General features: G+C 72.3%; 15 protein-coding genes. 7 read left to right on the top strand and 8 right to left on the bottom strand.

The window, feature by feature from the left end; translation table 11 throughout:
- Positions 1-2 precede the first annotated feature (2 nt).
- From HGAM_RS15020 to HGAM_RS15005, 4 genes are all read right to left on the bottom strand, one after another.
- A complete protein-coding gene (locus HGAM_RS15020) occupies positions 3-1187 on the bottom strand; it encodes an ABC transporter permease (RefSeq protein WP_019146320.1) in 1185 nt (394 codons plus the stop codon).
- Positions 1184-2059, bottom strand: coding sequence for an ABC transporter ATP-binding protein (locus HGAM_RS15015; RefSeq protein WP_019146319.1), 876 nt, complete (start codon positions 2057-2059; stop codon positions 1184-1186). The genes HGAM_RS15020 and HGAM_RS15015 overlap by 4 nt, the downstream gene beginning before the upstream one ends.
- A gap of 80 nt (positions 2060-2139) precedes the next feature.
- The gene (locus HGAM_RS15010; protein ID WP_245532145.1) at positions 2140-2733 is read right to left on the bottom strand and encodes a response regulator; all 594 of its coding nucleotides are present in this window, start codon (positions 2731-2733) and stop codon (positions 2140-2142) included.
- A gap of 59 nt (positions 2734-2792) precedes the next feature.
- The gene (locus HGAM_RS15005) at positions 2793-4049 is read right to left on the bottom strand and encodes a sensor histidine kinase (protein WP_019146317.1); all 1257 of its coding nucleotides are present in this window, start codon (positions 4047-4049) and stop codon (positions 2793-2795) included.
- Positions 4050-4141: 92 nt separating this feature from the next.
- Between HGAM_RS15005 and lipA the strand changes: the two genes are divergently transcribed.
- Both lipA and HGAM_RS14995 read left to right on the top strand, forming a co-directional pair.
- Complete coding sequence (gene lipA, locus HGAM_RS15000) at positions 4142-5050, top strand: lipoyl synthase (RefSeq protein ID WP_049798400.1); 909 nt, start codon at positions 4142-4144, stop codon at positions 5048-5050.
- A 17-nt stretch (positions 5051-5067) separates the two neighbouring features.
- On the top strand, positions 5068-5775 hold the full coding sequence (locus tag HGAM_RS14995; RefSeq protein ID WP_019146315.1) for a DUF4191 domain-containing protein: 708 nt from the start codon (positions 5068-5070) through the stop codon (positions 5773-5775).
- A gap of 63 nt (positions 5776-5838) precedes the next feature.
- Here HGAM_RS14995 and HGAM_RS19640 read toward each other — a convergent pair whose 3' ends face one another.
- Positions 5839-6201, bottom strand: coding sequence for an RDD family protein (locus HGAM_RS19640; protein ID WP_245532137.1), 363 nt, complete (start codon positions 6199-6201; stop codon positions 5839-5841).
- A 197-nt stretch (positions 6202-6398) separates the two neighbouring features.
- Between HGAM_RS19640 and glnA the strand changes: the two genes are divergently transcribed.
- Positions 6399-7820 (top strand): type I glutamate--ammonia ligase, encoded by a 1422-nt coding sequence (gene glnA, locus HGAM_RS14985; RefSeq protein WP_019146313.1) that lies wholly within the window; start codon positions 6399-6401, stop codon positions 7818-7820.
- 155 nt (positions 7821-7975) lie between these two features.
- Complete coding sequence (locus HGAM_RS19635) at positions 7976-9061, top strand: AI-2E family transporter (RefSeq protein ID WP_019146312.1); 1086 nt, start codon at positions 7976-7978, stop codon at positions 9059-9061.
- Between the two features lies 1 nt (position 9062).
- On the opposite strand, the gene HGAM_RS19630 is transcribed toward HGAM_RS19635, so the two are convergent.
- Entirely contained in the window at positions 9063-10703 is a 1641-nt protein-coding gene (locus HGAM_RS19630; protein WP_019146311.1) for a SulP family inorganic anion transporter, read from the bottom strand.
- Between the two features lie 160 nt (positions 10704-10863).
- Between HGAM_RS19630 and HGAM_RS14970 the strand changes: the two genes are divergently transcribed.
- Complete coding sequence (locus tag HGAM_RS14970; protein ID WP_019146310.1) at positions 10864-13206, top strand: arylsulfatase; 2343 nt, start codon at positions 10864-10866, stop codon at positions 13204-13206.
- The gene (locus HGAM_RS14965; RefSeq protein ID WP_019146309.1) at positions 13206-14216 is read left to right on the top strand and encodes a formylglycine-generating enzyme family protein; all 1011 of its coding nucleotides are present in this window, start codon (positions 13206-13208) and stop codon (positions 14214-14216) included. Before HGAM_RS14970 ends, HGAM_RS14965 begins: the two co-directional genes overlap by 1 nt.
- 21 nt (positions 14217-14237) lie before the next feature.
- Here the strand turns inward: HGAM_RS14965 and HGAM_RS14960 are convergent, their stop codons facing one another.
- Positions 14238-14441: a hypothetical protein gene (locus HGAM_RS14960; protein ID WP_019146308.1), complete on the bottom strand. Its 204-nt coding sequence runs from the start codon at positions 14439-14441 to the stop codon at positions 14238-14240.
- A 23-nt stretch (positions 14442-14464) separates the two neighbouring features.
- A complete protein-coding gene (locus HGAM_RS14955) occupies positions 14465-15130 on the bottom strand; it encodes a GAP family protein (RefSeq protein WP_019146307.1) in 666 nt (221 codons plus the stop codon).
- A gap of 162 nt (positions 15131-15292) precedes the next feature.
- On the opposite strand from HGAM_RS14955, the gene HGAM_RS14950 reads away from it, so the two are divergent.
- A complete protein-coding gene (locus tag HGAM_RS14950; protein ID WP_019146306.1) occupies positions 15293-16165 on the top strand; it encodes a mechanosensitive ion channel family protein in 873 nt (290 codons plus the stop codon).
- Positions 16166-16178: the final 13 nt, after the last annotated feature.

Raw genomic sequence — 16178 nt, 5'->3', positions numbered from 1 at the left:
CCTCACTCGGCCAGGCGCAGCGCCTCGCGGTAGGAGATCTTGTCGCCCGTGCGCAGCAGCGTCCGCTCGTAGACCCGGGCGCCGATCCGCACGAGCACCACCGCGGCCAGCACGGTGCCGGCCAGCGCGACCGCCACCTGCCACCACGGGACGTCCGTCTCGGCCATGCGCGCCGGCATCATCATCGACGACACCACCGGCACCATCGAGAAGATCGTCTTGAGCTGCTCGCCGCCCAGCACCGCCAGGAAGTACGGGCCCATCACCAGCATCTGCGCGGGCAACGTCGTGGACTGCAGGTCCTGCTGGCGCGAGGCCAGGGAGCCGGCGACGGACCACAGGCTCGCCAGGGCCACGAAGCCGACCAGGAAGAACACCACGTACCAGAGCAGCGGGGTGCCGATGACGTCCAGCACGCCGCGCTGGCCGGTGGCCAGCAGCGCCGCGACGCCGGCCACCGCGTAGAGCACGACCTGCCCGACGGCCAACACGGTGTTGGCGGCGATCTTGCCCCACAGCAGCTGACGGATCGGGACAGCCGCGGCCAGGATCTCCACGACCCGGCTCTCCTTCTCCTGCGTGACGCTGCCGGCGATCGCCATGCCGAAGCCGATCGCCGTGAGGAAGAACAGCAGCACGAAGACGAACGAGACCGCCTGGCGCGTGCCCGACTCGTCCGCCGTGGGGTCGAGCAGGCGCTGCCCCACGGCGGCGCCCTGCTCGAGCGCCGTCAGGTCGACGTCCTGGGCGGACGCGTTGGCCTCCAGCGCGGCGGTGCGAGCGGCGGACGTCAGGGCGGACGAGAGCGTGGAGTCGACGTCGCGGTCGCCCACGACCTCCCAGCCGGTGGTGGTCAGCAGCAGCGCGGCGTCGGCGTCGCCGTCGCGCACCGCCGCCTCGGCGGACTCGACGTCGTCGTACTGCTCGGACTCGACGTCCACCCGGTCGTCGGTGGCCCGCGCGACGTCCGCCGCGGTGGACACGATGGCCGCGGCCTCCGGGTCGGTGACGGCGACGGTGCGGTCCTGGTCGCGGCCCTGGAACCAGTGCAGGCCGACGACGAACAGCACGACGCCGAGCACGGAGATGACGGTGGACCACCTGAAGGACTTCTGCCGCACCTGGACGGACGCCTCGCGCTGGGCGACGACGCGCCACATGCCGCGGGTGCTGGGATCGGTGCTCATCGGGTGACCTCCCGGAAGACCTCGGACAGGGGCTGGCGGACGGTGGCGACCTCGAGCACGTCGGCGCGCTCGGTCAGCAGGCGGACGAGCTCGGCGACCGCGAGGTCCTCGAGCTCCAGGAGGGCGGTGGGGCCATCGGCGTCGAGCACGGTCAGGCCGCGCACGTCGCGCAGCCAGGCGGCGTCACCGCCCAGGCGCACCCGATGCCGCTCACGGGCCGTGCCGCGCAGGTCGTCGGCGCTCCCGGACGCCACGACGCGTCCGCGCGACAGGACGACGAGGTCGTCGCACAGGCGCTCGACGAGGTCGAGCTGGTGGCTGGAGAACAGCACCGGCAGGTCGCCCGCCTCGCTGCGCAGCAGGTCGACCATGGAGTCGACGGCCAGCGGGTCGAGGCCGCTGAACGGCTCGTCGAGCACCAGCGCGGTCGGCTCGTGGACGAGCGCCGCGGCGATCTGCACGCGCTGCTGGTTGCCCAGCGACAGCGTGTCGAGCAGGTCGTCCGCGCGCTCGCTCAGGCCGAAGTGCCCCAGCAGTTCGGTGGTGCGCTCGCGGGCGCGGCGGGCGTCCATGCCGTGCAGCCGGGCGAAGTACACGAGCTGGTCGGAGACGGACATGCGCGGGTAGAGGCCGCGCTCCTCGGGCATGTAGCCGAAGCGGCGGCGCTCGGCGGCGGTGACGTCGTTGCCCTCCCACAGGACGCGGCCGGAGGTGGGCGCGAGCACGCCCATCATCATCCGCATGGTCGTGGTCTTGCCGGCGCCGTTGGCGCCGACGAAGCCGGTCATCCGTCCGGGACGGACCTGGAAGGACACGTCGTCCACGACGACGGTGTCGCCGAAGGCACGGGTCAGGGATTCGACGGTGAGCATGCCGCCGACGCTACGGACGCCGACGGGGGCGGCGCATCGGCCGCGCGGCTACACCTGCCTCGTCCGCGCGGACGAGACGCTCAGTCCTGGCCGGCGAGCCCGGACTCGTAGGCGACGACCACGGCCTGCACCCGGTCGCGCGCGCCGGTCTTGGCCAGCACCCGCGAGACGTGCGACTTCACCGTGGCCCCGCTGACGTGCAGCTCGCGGGCGATCTCGGCGTTGCTGAGGCCGCGGGCGACGAGCACCAGCACGTCCCGCTCGCGGTCGGTCAGCCCGGCGATCCGCTCGTCGAGGTCCTGCGAGCCGCGCGACGCCGAGCGGGCGATGACGCGCCGGGTCACCTCCGGCGCGAGCAGGGCGTGGCCCTCGGCCACGTGGCGCACGGCCGACACGAGCTCCTCGGGCGGGCAGTTCTTGAGCAGGAAGCCGCTGGCGCCCGCGCGCAGACCGGCGAACAGGTACTCGTCGTCGTCGAACGTGGTGAGGATGACGACTCGGGTGCCGGGGTGCTCGGCGGTGATGCGCTCGGTGGCGGCGATGCCGTCCGTGCCGGGCATCTGGACGTCCATGAGCACGACGTCGGGGGCGAGCGCGGCCACCTGGCGGACGGCCTCGGCGCCCTCGCGGGCCTCGCCGACGACCTCCAGCCCGTCCTCGACCTCGAGGATCATGCTGAACCCGGCGCGGACGAGGTCGTGGTCGTCGGCCAGCAGGATGCGAACGGGCGCGCTCACGAGACGTCCTCGAGCGGCACGCGCACCCGCACGCGGAACCCGCCCTGCGGCCGCGGCCCGGTCTCGGCGACGCCGCCGTGCGCGGCGGCCCGTTCGCGCACGCCGATGAGGCCGTGCCCGCCGGAGTCCTCGTCGGGCGTGCGTGGGGCGCCGTCGTCGAGCACCTCGACCTCGACGGCGCGCGGGTCGGCGAGGTGGCGCACGGTCACACGGGCCTCGCGGGCAGTGGAGTGCCGGCGGACGTTGGTGAGCGCCTCCTGCACGACGCGGTACAGCGACAGGCCGACGCCGGGGTCGACGGGTCGCGGCGCGCCCACGACGGTCAGGGTCGCGCTCGGGTCGCGGCTCTCGGCCACGAGCGCCGGCAGGTCGTCCAGGCCCGGCTGCGGGCCGCGGTCGACCGGCCCGTCGCTGGGACCGCGGAGCAGGCCGACCAGCTGCTGCATCTGCGTGACCGCGCGGCGCGACGAGACCTCGATCGTCCCCAGCGCCTGGCGGGCGGTCTCGGGGCGGACGTCGATCATCCGCGACGCGCCCGCCGCCTGGACGCCGATGCCGCTGACGTGGTGGGCGACGACGTCGTGCAGGTCGCGGGCGATGCGCAGCCGCTCGGCCTGCACCGCCTCGCGGCGCTCGGCGTCGCGCCGGCGCCGCTCGTTCTCGACCTGCGCCTCGACCAGGGCCCGGCGGCGGGAGCTCTGCCAGGCCGACTGGCCCCACACGATCGCGCCGAGGAAGTACACGACGTTGATGGCCAGGCTGTAGACGATGATCGCGACGTCCGGCGGCAGCAGGCCGATCGACGGACCCGTGGGCGTGCCGCCGGGCCGCGCGAACACGATCGCCAGCCAGCCGAACATCACGACCAGGACCCCGGCGGTCACCACCACGAGCGTCCGCGGCCGGCGCGACCAGGCCCAGGCGCTGTAGAGGGCGGCGAACATGATCATCTGGATCGTGAAGACGACGCCGAGCTCGACGAGCCGCTCGCCGACGACCACGAAGACGACCGACTCGAGCGCCAGCGTCGTCAGCGGCCACGCGCGGCGGCCGGCCAGGGCGAGCCCGGCGAGGGCGAACCAGCCGTAGGCCTCGACGCCCCGCCAGCCCATCGACGCGCCGGCGACGCTGTGGAACACCTCCACGGACGCGACGCTCAGCACCGCCAGCAGCACGCCCACGACGACGTCGGTGCGCACCTGCGCGGGCGTCGGGGGCGGACGGTCCCAGGAGCGGTCGATGCGGGGCCTCACGGCGCCGACCCTATGCCACCGACCGGAGGGGTGGTCGACTTCACAGCGCGGCGTAGAGTGACCGCGTGACGATCGCACCCGACGGCCGCAAGATGCTCCGACTCGAGGTCCGCAACGCCGAGACCCCCATCGAGAAGAAGCCCGAGTGGATCAAGACCCGCGCCAAGATGGGTCCTGAGTACACCGAGCTCATGGGGCTGGTGAAGGGCGAGGGCCTGCACACGGTGTGCCAGGAGGCCGGCTGTCCCAACATCTTCGAGTGCTGGGAGGACCGCGAGGCCACCTTCCTCATCGGCGGCGAGCAGTGCACCCGGCGCTGCGACTTCTGCCAGATCGACACCGGGAAGCCCGCCGACCTGGACCGTGACGAGCCGCGCCGCGTGGCCGAGAGCGTCCAGAAGATGCAGCTGAAGTACTCGACCATCACCGGCGTCGCCCGCGACGACCTGCCCGACGGCGGTGCGTGGCTGTACGCCGAGACGGTCCGCCAGATCCACGCGCTCAACCCGGGCACCGGCGTCGAGAACCTCATCCCCGACTTCAACGGCAAGCCGGACCTGCTCGAGCAGGTCTTCGACTCCCGTCCCGAGGTGCTCGCGCACAACCTGGAGACCGTGCCGCGGCTGTTCAAGCGCATCCGCCCGGCGTTCCGCTACGAGCGCTCGCTGGACGTGCTGACCCAGGCCCGCGCGTACGGCCTGGTCACCAAGTCCAACCTCATCCTGGGCATGGGCGAGACCCGCGAGGAGGTCTCCGAGGCGCTGCGCGACCTGCACGAGGCCGGCTGCGACCTCATCACGATCACTCAGTACCTGCGGCCCTCGCCGCGGCACCACCCGGTCGAGCGCTGGGTCAAGCCGCAGGAGTTCGTCGAGCTCAAGGACGAGGCCGACGAGATCGGCTTCCTCGGCGTGATGTCCGGCCCGCTGGTGCGCTCGTCGTACCGCGCCGGACGCCTGTACCAGCAGGCCGTCGACGCGCGCGCCTCGCTCCAGCACTGACGACTAGACTGGGCCGCATGTCTGCTGCCCAGCCCGAAGTCCCCGCCGGCCGCATCGCCCAGATGCGTCAGGCGTTCACCATGACGCGTCGCACCGACCGTGCGCTGCCGCTGTACATGCTGCTCGCCTTCCTCGTGGTCGGCGGCCTGTTCGTGGGCCTCGGCCTGTGGATCTTCGGCACCGGCTGGCTCGGCATCGTCATCAGCGTCGTGCTGGCCCTGTTCGGCGGCACGCTGGGTGCCCTCATCATCTTCGGCAAGCGCGCCGAGAAGGCCGCCTACGCCCAGGTCGAGGGACAGATCGGCGCCGGTGCCAGCGTCCTGACCATGCTGCGTCGCGGCTGGGTCACCAAGCCGGCCGTCGCGTTCAACCGCCAGCAGGACGTCGTCCACCGCGTCGTGGGTCGTCCCGGCGTCATTCTGGTCGGCGAGGGCTCCCCCGGCGGCGTCCGCGGCCTGCTGTCGGCCGAGCGCAAGAAGCACGCCCGCATCGTCGGTGCCGACGTCCCGATCCACGAGGTCGTCGTCGGCCGCGGCGAGGGCCAGGTGCCGGTCACCAAGCTGGTCAAGCACGTGCGCAAGATGAAGAAGGCGATCAAGCCGGCGCAGGTCACCGAGGTCGTCTCGCGCACGAAGGCGCTCGACGCCATGCGCCCGCCGGCGCCCATGCCGCGCGGCCCGGTGCCCACGAGCATGAAGGGCCACCGCAAGTCCATGCGCGGCTGACCCACCCCGACGCAGACGAAGGCCCGCCTCCCTCACCGGGAGGCGGGCCTTCGTGCGTCCGGCTCAGGCCTTGACGACGATGGACTTCGCGGCGACGTCGTGCAGGCCGCGCTGGCGATCGGTGACCAGCAGGGCCGGGACGACCAGGCACAGCAGCGCGGTGCGGATCGCGGCCCCGGCCGGGCCGATCGGCTGCCCGTCGTAGCCGGCGACGCGGATGCCGAACAGGCGCTTGCCGATCGACATGCCCAGGAGGGACGTCACGAGGGTCACCTCGACCCAGAAGACGAAGATCGGCAGCCAGAACGGCATCTCGTCCGGGGCGTCGCCGTAGCTCGCCCCGGTGATGAGCAGGGTGGTCGCCCAGGCGATCATCCAGTCGACGAACAGGGCACCCACGCGACGCGGCCAGCCAGCATTCTCCACGCCGCGAGCCTAGCCAGCGCCCCGCGAAACCGGCTCGCAGCATCCCCGCGACGCCCGTAACATGCCCGAAACAATGCGGTGACGGTCGAGAAACTGCCTCCCGTTAGGTTCGACGGCGAGGGTGCGATGACTCGCACCGCAGAAGCCCAACAAAGCACGACAGGCCGCTCCCCGGGCGGCCAGGCTGAGGAGGCCACATGTTCGGCAACGCCGACGAGCTGTTCAAGTTCATCAAGGACGAGGGTGTCGAGTTCATCGACGTCCGGTTCACCGACCTGCCGGGCATCCAGCAGCACTTCACGGTGCCGGTCTCGTCCTTCGACCAGGGCGTGTTCGAGAACGGCCTGGCCTTCGACGGCTCCTCGGTCCGTGGCTTCCAGAGCATCGACCAGTCCGACATGGCGCTGTTCCCGGACCCGAAGACGGCGTACGTCGACCCGTTCCGCGCGCACAAGACGATCGCGATGGACTTCTTCGTCCACGACCCGATCACCGGCGAGGCCTACTCGCGCGACCCGCGCAACGTCGCCCGCAAGGCCGAGGCGTACCTGGCCACGACCGGCATCGGCGACACCGCGTACTTCGCCCCCGAGGCCGAGTTCTACATCTTCGACCGGGTGAAGTTCGAGACCAGCGCGAACCGCTCGTTCTACGAGATCCAGTCGTCCGCCGGCGCCTGGGCCACCGGTGACGAGATCGCCGACAACCGCGGCTACAAGGTCCGCTACAAGGGCGGCTACTTCCCGGTCACGCCGACCGACCACTTCGCCGACCTGCGCGACGACATGATGAGCAACCTCGAGAACGTGGGCCTCACCGTCGAGCGCGGCCACCACGAGGTGGGCACCGCCGGCCAGGCCGAGATCAACTACAACTTCGACACGCTGCTGAAGTCGGCCGACGACGTCATGAAGTTCAAGTACGTCATCCGCAACACGGCGTGGGCCGCGGACAAGACCGTGACCTTCATGCCGAAGCCGATCTTCGGCGACAACGGCTCGGGCATGCACGTCCACCAGTCGATCTGGCAGGACGGCTCGCCGCTCTTCTACGACGAGGCCGGCTACGGCGGACTCTCGGACATGGCGCGCTGGTACGTCGGCGGCATCCTGAAGCACGCCCCCGCGCTGCTGGCGTTCACCAACCCGACGGTGAACTCCTACCACCGCCTGGTGCCGGGCTTCGAGGCGCCGATCGCGCTCGTCTACTCCGCGCGCAACCGCTCGGCCTGCGTCCGCATCCCGATCACCGGCTCGAACCCGAAGGCCAAGCGCATCGAGTTCCGCTGCCCCGACCCGTCGGCCAACCCGTACCTGGCCTTCGCCGCGCTGCTCATGGCCGGCCTGGACGGCATCAAGAACAAGATCGAGCCCGCCGCCCCGATCGACAAGAACATCTACGAGCTGCCGCCGGAGGAGTACGAGGCGATCGACATGACGCCCACCTCCCTCAACGCGGTGCTGGACGCGCTCGAGGCCGACCACGAGTTCCTCCTCCAGGGCGGCGTCTTCACGCCCGACCTGATCGAGACGTGGATCGACTACAAGCGCAACGAGGAGATCCTCCCCGTCCAGCTGCGCCCGCACCCGCACGAGTTCGAGCTGTACTACGACATCTGATCGGGACGCCGGCTGAGGTCGGCACTCGCCCGCAGGCAGCAGCCCCCGCCCGGTCCGTCCGGGCGGGGGCTGCTGCGTCGTGTTGGCAGCGCGGGCCGCACGCTTCACCCGACGCGGGTGACCAGGGCTCGGCGGACGTCGCCGACGATCGTCGTGTGACCCACGCGCCCACCCCGTCGCCGCGGTCGAGCGTCGCGCTCCCCCGGTCCGTCGTGCTGCTGGTCGGCGCCGCGGCCGCCGTCATCACCGCGGCCGGCGTCCAGTCGGCCCGCGGGATCCTCGGTCCACTGTTCCTGGCCCTGGTGCTGGCCATCGTCGTGCACCCGTTGCGGCTGTGGCTCGAGCGCCGGATGCCCGGCTGGCTCGCCTCGACCCTGTGCATCCTCAGCGTGTACCTGCTGGTGGTGGGCATCGCTGCGGCGATCGTCGTGGCCATCGCGCGGTTCGCCACCCTGCTGCCGGCCTACGAGGACGACTTCGTCGCCACCGTGGAGGACGCGACCCGGTGGTTGCACGACCTCGGCGTGCATCCCGACGACGTCCAGCGCCTGGTCGACTCGTTCGACCTCGCTCGGCTCGCCGGCGTGGTCGGGTCGACGCTGTCGGGCGTCGCGGGCCTCGCGTCGTCCCTGGTGTTCCTGCTCGCGCTGTGCCTGTTCCTGACCGTGGACGGACGCTCGTTCCCGGCCCAGCTCCACACCGCGCGGGCCGACCGTCCGTCCCTCGTCGGCGCCCTGGGCCACTTCGCCTCCGGGACCCGTCGCTACCTGCTCGTCTCGACCGTCTTCGGCCTCGTCGTCGCGATCCTGGACACGATCGCGCTGTACCTGATGGACGTGCCGGTCCCGCTGCTGTGGGGGCTGCTCGCCTTCCTGACCAACTACATCCCCAACATCGGCTTCGTGATCGGTCTGGTGCCGCCGGCCCTGCTGGCGCTGCTCGACTCCGGGCCGGGCCTCATGCTCGCCGTCATCGCCGTCTACTGCGTGCTGAACCTCATCATCCAGTCCGGCATCCAGCCCAAGGTGGTGGGCGACGCGGTCGGGCTGTCGACCACGCTCACGTTCGTCTCCCTGGTGTTCTGGTCCTGGATCATCGGTCCGGTCGGCGCGATCATGGCCGTCCCGCTGACGCTGCTGGTGAAGGCGCTGCTCGTGGACGCCGACGACGAGACCCGCTGGCTGCGTCCGCTCATCGCCAACAAGGCCGACGACCCGGTCGCGTCGCCCGCGCCGGACTGAGTCAGCCGCGCGGCGCCTCAGGCTCCGGCTCCGGGCCGGCCGGGGGGCCACCGACCGACGGGCCGGGCTCCCGGTCGTTCCACCACCGCTCGCCGACCAGCGCCGCCAGGACGGCGGGTTGCACGTCGTCCAGCCGCAGGCTCGTGCCCGACCCGTCGAGGTCGTCGTGGGCGGCCCGGAGCATGTCCAGCAGCGGGACGGTCGCGCGCGGCACGAGCGCCATGTCCAGGGTGACCGTCACCGGCGGCGGAGCGGCGTCCGCGGCCAGGCGGACGATCGCGTCGCCGGTCGGCCGGGCGTTGCCGGCGTACACCCCGCCCAGCATGCGCAGCCGCAGCGACCCGTCGTCGGCCGTCCCGACGATCCCCACCTGCGGCTGGTTGACGGCACGGACCACCAGCACGAGGGTCAGCGCCACGCCGACGGCCACCGCCAGCAGCATCCCGCCGACCAGGCCCAGCGCGGCCACCACCAGCGCGACGACGAGCTCGGCCCGGTCGACCCGGGCGTACCGCCGCAGCTCCACGGGGTCGAGCAGCCCCAGGACGGCGACCAGGACCATCGCGGCGAGCACCGCCTCCGGCAGGTCGGCCAGCAGCGGCGCCAGCAGCAGCGCCACCATGACCGCCAGGGCCACCGTGACGACCTGGGCGAGCTGGGTCCGGGCCCCGACACGCAGGTTCACGGCCGACTGCGAGAAGCCGCCCGCGGGCGGCAACGTCTGCGTGAGCCCACCGGCGAGCGCAGCGCAACCGGTGGCCAGCAGCTCCTGGTCGGTGTCGATCGCGGGCTCGTCGCGGCGGCGGTTCGTGCGTCCCACGAGCACGGTCTCCAGAAACGCCATGAACGCGATGGCCAGCGCACCGGGCAGCAGGCCGGGGACGTCGCCGGGCACGGGCCACGAGACGGACGGCAGCCCGCGAGGCACCTCGCCGACCAGGGCGACCCCGCGGTCCTCCACGTCCGAGAGCAGCACGAGAGCGATGCCGCCGGCGACGACGACGAGCGGGCCGGGAACCTGCGGCGCGAGCCGGCGCAGCACCAGCAGCACGACCAGCGTCACGCCCGCCACGAGGGCCGTGGCGGCGCTCGCGTCCGGCAGCTTCTCCACCACGTCGGCGACCATCGTGAAGAAGCCCTTCCCCGAGCCCCCGGCCGGCACCCCGAGCAGGTTGGGCAGCTGGCTGGCGGCGACGGTGAGTCCGACGCCGAGCCGGATGCCCGTGAGGGTGGCCGGCGAGATCACCTCGACGAGGGCCCCGAGCCGGAGCAGCCGCATGCCCAGCAGGGCCACGCCGACCAGGAAGGTCAGCGTGAACGCCGCGCCGAGCAGCTCGTCGGGGGCGTTCCGGTCGGCGGCCGGCAGCCCGGCGACGGTCGCGGCGACCAGCACGGCGATCGTGGACGTGGTCGACACCGACAGGGCGCGCGCTCCGCCCAGCAGGGCGTAGACGAGCATCGGCGCCATGCACGTGTAGAGCCCCACCTCGACCGGCAGCCCGGCGATCGTCGCGTACGCCATCGCCTGCGGGATGACGACCGTGCCGGCCGCGAGCCCCGCGAGCACGTCGCCGGGCAGCCACGCCCGGCGGTAGCCCTGCATCGTCGGCAGGATGCGTCGCGCGTGCCTGTCGTCAGCCACCGGCGCCCCCCTTCGTCGTGATCCAGTCCACCTGCGCGTCCGGGGCGGAGCCTCACCCGTCTCAGGTGAGGCTCCCCCTCGTCCGGACCCGCACATTGGTCCCGTCGTCGGCCGCCCGTCCGTGGGCGGCCCGACGCCCGACCTCGGAGGGATGGAAGCCATGACGCGGGAGTTCCAAGGCAGGATCGAGCTCGACGTCCGTGACTCGCAGGGCGACTGGGAGGCGTTCCTCCCGGAGAAGGCGCCCTCCGGAGCGCCCAACGTGCTCGTCGTCCTCTACGACGACACCGGGCAGGCCGCCTGGTCGCCCTATGGAGGCCGAATCAGCATGCCCACCATGGAGCGGCTCGCCGCGAACGGCCTCACCTACACGCAGTGGCACACGACCGCGCTGTGCTCGCCGACCCGCTCCACGCTGCTCACCGGCCGCAACCACCACCTCAACGGGTTCGCGTCCATCTCGGAGTCGTCCACTGGGTTCCCCGGCTACAGCTCGCACATCCCGCCGTCGAACGCGACGATGCCGGCGGTGCTGCGCGAGGCCGGCTGGAGCACGTTCTGGGTCGGCAAGAACCACAACGTGCCGATCGACGAGTGGACGAGCGGCGCCTCCAAGAAGCGCTGGCCGCTCGGACAGGGCTTCGACCGGTTCTACGGCTTCATCGGCGGCGAGACGAACAACTGGTTCCCCTCGCTCGCCGAGGACAACCGCTACGTCGACCAGCCCTACCTGCCCGAGGACGGCTACCACCTGTCCAAGGACCTGGCCGACCAGGCGCTGCGGATGATCCGCGACTCCAAGCAGACCGAGCCCGAGAAGCCCTGGTACCTGTGGTTCTGCCCCGGCGCCAACCACGCCCCGCACCACGCGCCGCAGGAGTACATCGACAAGTACCGGGGCGTGTTCGACGACGGCTACGAGGCCTACCGCGAGTGGGTGCTCCCGCGCATGATCGAGCGCGGCATCCTGCCCGAGGGCACCGAGCTGACGCCGCTGAACCCCATGCCGGACGGCACGTTCAGCGAGTCCGACCTGGTGCGACCCTGGGACGAGCTGGACGAGAAGGAGCGCGCGATGTTCAGCCGGATGGCCGAGGTGTACGCCGCGATGTCGGAGTACACCGACGCCCAGGTCGGCCGCATCATCGACTACCTCGAGGAGTCCGGCCAGCTGGAGAACACCCTCGTCGTGTACTGCGCAGACAACGGGGCGTCCGGCGAGGGCAGCCCGAACGGCTCGGTCAACGAGGGCAAGATCTTCGGCGGCTACCCCGACGACCTCGAGCAGAACCTCTCGATGGTCGACGAGCTCGGTGGCCCGAACACCTACGGTCACTACCCGACCGGGTGGGCGGCGGCGTTCTCGACCCCGTACCGGATGTTCAAGCGCTACACGTACGAGGGCGGGGTGAGCGACCCGCTGGTCATCTCGTGGCCGGCCGGCATCACCGCCCGCGGCCAGGTGCGCGACCAGTACCACCACTGCACCGACATCGTGCCCACGATCCTCGAGGCGTGCGGCGTCACCTTCCCCGACGTGTTCGAGGGCGTGGAGCAGACCCCGCTGTCCGGCGTCTCCATGGCGTACTCGTTCGACCAGGGCGACGCCCCCACGGCCAAGCGGACGCAGTACTACGAGATGTTCGGCAACCGGGGGCTGTGGCACGACGGCTGGAAGGCGGTCACCGAGCACGGTCCCGGCAGCGGGCACAGCAGCTTCGACGACGACCGCTGGCAGCTGTTCCACACCGACACCGACCGGTCCGAGGCGCACGACGTCTCCGCCGAGCACCCCGAGAAGGTGGAGGAGCTCGTCGCGCTGTGGTTCGAGGAGGCCCGGGCGAACAACGTCCTGCCGCTCAACGACCTGCAGATCCTAGGCAATCCCGAGGACTTCGAGACGTTCATCAAGATGGAGTTCCACGTGCCGGTGCCGCCCAGCGGCCAGTACACGTACTACCCGGGCACCTCGGAGATCCCCGAACGGTCCGCGGCGAACGTCCACGGGGTCTCGTACAAGGTGCTGGCCGACGTCGAGCTCACGCCTGACTCGGAGGGCGTCGTGTTCGCGCACGGCTCGCGCTTCGGCGGGCACTCCCTGTTCCTCAAGGACGGCAAGGTCACCTACGCCTACAACTTCCTGGGGATCCCGCCCGAGGACCGGATCTCGGCGGAGGTCCCGACGAGCGGCCGCCACGTGCTCGGTGTCGAGTTCGTGAAGGAGGAGACGGGACCGCACCGCGAGGGCGTCGGGCCGTTGCGCCTGTACGTCGACGACGAGCTGGTCGGCGAGCAGCGTATCCGCACGGTGCTCGGTCACTTCTCGCTGTGCGGCGAGGGCCTGTGCATCGGCTACGACAGCGGGGACTCGGTCTCCTCGGCGTACGTCGGCTCACGGTTCCCTTTCACGGGCGGCGTGCTGCACAAGGTGGTCTTCGACGTCGCGGACGACGCGTACGTGGACGTCCAGGCACACCTGGCCGCGGCGATGGCCCGCGACTGATGACCGCCACGCACCCGGTGACGCCCGGGACGAGCGCCCCGACGGTGCTCGTCCCGGGCGGGGTCACGACGATCGGCAACGGGCGGTTCTACCCCGAGGAGCGTCCGGTCGTCCCGGTCTCGGTGGGCGACATGTGGTTCGACGTGCACCCCGTGACCAACGCCGAGTTCGCGGCGTTCGTCGCCGAGACCGGGCACATCACGGTCGCCGAGCGCGAGCTCGACCCGGCCGACTTCCCCGGCGCCGACCCCGCGATGCTCGTGCCCGGCTCCCAGGTCTTCACCCAGGCCCCACGTCCCGTGCCGCTCACCGACTGGACCCTCTGGTGGCGGTGGCAGCCGGGCGCCCAGTGGCGCCACCCCGACGGACCGGGCAGCACCGTCGACGACCGCCTGGACCATCCCGTCGTGCACGTCGGCTGGGAGGACGCCCTGGCCTACGCTCGCTGGGCCGGCAAGGACCTGGCCACGGAGGCCGAGTGGGAGCACGCGGCGCGTGGGGGGCACCCACCGGACGACTACGCCTGGGGCACCGAGCTGCACCCGGACGGCACGGTGCTGGCAAACACCTGGCAGGGACCGTTCCCGTGGCGCAGCGACGACGCGCGCGGGCACCACCGCACGTCGCCGGTCGGGTCGTACCCGCTCAACGGGTACGGACTCGCCGACATGATCGGCAACGTCTGGGAGTGGACCCGGACGCCGTGGACCCCCGACCACCGCGACCTCGTCCCCGCCACGACGCTGCTCGGCGCCGAGCCGGACGCCGGTCCACACGCCGCCGCGGGCCACAGCTGCTGCGGCGGCCACTCGCGCACCGCCGCCGTGGCGCCGTCCGCGCAGGACGTCCCGGACGTCGTCACCGAGGGCGACCGGCGGGTGACCAAGGGCGGCTCGCACCTGTGCTCGCCGTACTACTGCCAGCGGTACCGGCCGGCGGCCCGCCAGGGCCACGGCGTCCGCGACACGGCGTCGCACGTCGGGTTCCGCTGCGTCACCCGCGCGGCGTGAGCGCGCGGCGGGCGCGCCAGCTCAGCCCTCGGGGATCGTGACGACCTCGACCACGTCGACGCCGAGCGACGTGAGCAGGTTGAGCACGCCCTGCAGCTCCTGCTGGTCGGCGACCGTGCCGGTGATGGTCGTCGACGCGCGGTGGTGCCGTGGGACGAGGTGCGGGAACGCGCCCAGCAGCTCGGCCGACAGCTCGGCGTCCACCCGGATCACCATCTTGCTCATGGTCGTCCCTCGTCGCCCCGTCGTCACAGCCCCGCGAGGCCCTTGCCGACCATCGCCACCCCGATGACCAGGAGCAGGACGGTCATGACCGCCGCGTTGTGCGCGGTCAGCCAGGTGCGCAGCTCGTCGAGCGGACCGCGCAACCGGTCGGCCGCCACGAGGTAGCCGAGCACCGGCACGGCGACCGAGCTCGCCGCCAGCACGACGAACACGGCGGCCGCCCCGACCGCCTGGCCGCCGGACAGCCCTCCGCCGCCGATGGCGACGCCGGCGGCCACGCCGAGCGCCAGGTTCTTGGGGTTCAGGCCGGACAGCAACGCGCCCAGCCCGCCGGCGCGCACGGGCGTCACCTTGTCGATCGCCGCCATCCAGCCGGGCAGCTCGACGTTCTGGCCGGCACGCGGGCGGCCGCGCCACTGCTGCACCGCGAGGAGCAGCACCACGACGCCCAGCACGAGCTTGACCACGGCCACCCAGGTCGGCGCGTCCTCGTCGCCCGTCGCCGGGTCCACGAGCAGCGCGACGAGGCCCACGACCACGGTGATGCCCACGACCCAGCCGGCGAGGAAGGCGACCGACGCGGCCCGGGCGCGTGGCGCCAGCAGCATGAGGATGACCGCGATGATCGGCACCGGCGAGATCGCCACGCCCAGTGCCAGCGGGAGTAGCTCGCCCACGACCTCGTTCACGACCGGTCTCCTTCGGTTGCGGGCCCGGCGAAGGCGGGCGACGCCGCGACGCTACGAGCCCGGGCGGTGCCGCGACTCACCGGAAAAGGGCGAGCACCGGGGCCACGCCGTTCCGGACGATCGACCCGGTGCCGCCGCGCACCGCCGAGGAGGGACGTGCCGATGCTGCCGGTCGCCGGAGCCGCCTGGTCGCTCGACGTGCCGGTGGCCGGTCTCCACCTGACGGTGTCGTCGGTCCTGTGGGCGATCGCCGCGTCGCTCGTCACGGTGCTCGCCGCCCGCTACGCCGCCCGCGCCGTGATGCGCGTGTCCGCTCGTGTCCAGGGCATCGCCGACGACGTCGCGCTCCAGGCGGCCCGGGTCGCGCGGTACGGCGTCATCGTGGTGGGCGTCGGCGTCGTGCTCGCCATCCTCGGGGCACCGATCCAGCCCCTGCTCGCCACCGTGCTCGTCCTGCTGGCGGGAACGTTCCTGCTCGTCCGGGGCATCGCGGACAACTTCGGCGCGGGCCTGGCCATCCAGACCCGGCACCCGATCCGCCTGGGCGACCTGGTCGAGGCGCACGGCTACCGCGGCCACGTGTCCGACCTGACCTCCCGCTCGGTCGTGCTCGTGACGCTCGACGGGCGAACGGTCCACCTGCCGAACCGCCTGGTCATGGACGAGCCGCTCGTCAACGAGTCCGCCCACGGCCGCACGCGGCTCGACCTGCAGGTCCGGGTGGACGTGGGGCCCGACCAGCACGAGGCCGGCGCCGCCGCGCTGGGCACCGAGGCGGTCGCGGACGTCCTGGTCCACGCGGTGGCCGGTCTGCCCGGCGTCCTGGACTCCCCCGCACCGTCGGCGCTGCTCTGCGGCGCCGAGCCCGGCCGCCTGACGTTCCTGCTGCACGTCTGGCACGACCCCGGCTCCGGACCACAGGTCGCTTCGCGGGTGACCCACGCCGTCGCCGCTCCAGGGTCGCCGCTGCACCGGGGAGTCGCCGTCGAGTGGCCCCCTCCTCCGGCCGCCGCGGTCAAGCCACGGGACCTGTGAGCCAGGCCGTTCA

This window comes from Aeromicrobium massiliense JC14, from assembly GCF_000312105.1.
GTDB lineage: Bacteria > Actinomycetota > Actinomycetes > Propionibacteriales > Nocardioidaceae > Aeromicrobium > Aeromicrobium massiliense.
This window is presented reverse-complemented; position numbering and strand designations above follow the sequence as displayed.

Bases quoted from the DNA above. Each gene is read 5' to 3' on its own strand.
- HGAM_RS14950 (WP_019146306.1), top strand. From the start codon at position 15,293: ATGCTGCCGGTCGCCGGAGCCGCCTGGTCGCTCGACGTGCCGGTGGCC.
- glnA (WP_019146313.1), top strand. From the start codon at position 6,399: ATGTTCGGCAACGCCGACGAGCTGTTCAAGTTCATCAAGGACGAGGGT.
- HGAM_RS15020 (WP_019146320.1), bottom strand. From the start codon at position 1,187: ATGAGCACCGATCCCAGCACCCGCGGCATGTGGCGCGTCGTCGCCCAG.
- HGAM_RS14995 (WP_019146315.1), top strand. From the start codon at position 5,068: ATGTCTGCTGCCCAGCCCGAAGTCCCCGCCGGCCGCATCGCCCAGATG.
- lipA (WP_049798400.1), top strand. From the start codon at position 4,142: ATGCTCCGACTCGAGGTCCGCAACGCCGAGACCCCCATCGAGAAGAAG.
- HGAM_RS15015 (WP_019146319.1), bottom strand. From the start codon at position 2,059: ATGCTCACCGTCGAATCCCTGACCCGTGCCTTCGGCGACACCGTCGTC.
- HGAM_RS14970 (WP_019146310.1), top strand. From the start codon at position 10,864: ATGACGCGGGAGTTCCAAGGCAGGATCGAGCTCGACGTCCGTGACTCG.
- HGAM_RS14960 (WP_019146308.1), bottom strand. From the start codon at position 14,441: ATGAGCAAGATGGTGATCCGGGTGGACGCCGAGCTGTCGGCCGAGCTG.
- HGAM_RS14965 (WP_019146309.1), top strand. From the start codon at position 13,206: ATGACCGCCACGCACCCGGTGACGCCCGGGACGAGCGCCCCGACGGTG.
- HGAM_RS15010 (WP_245532145.1), bottom strand. From the start codon at position 2,733: ATGATCCTCGAGGTCGAGGACGGGCTGGAGGTCGTCGGCGAGGCCCGC.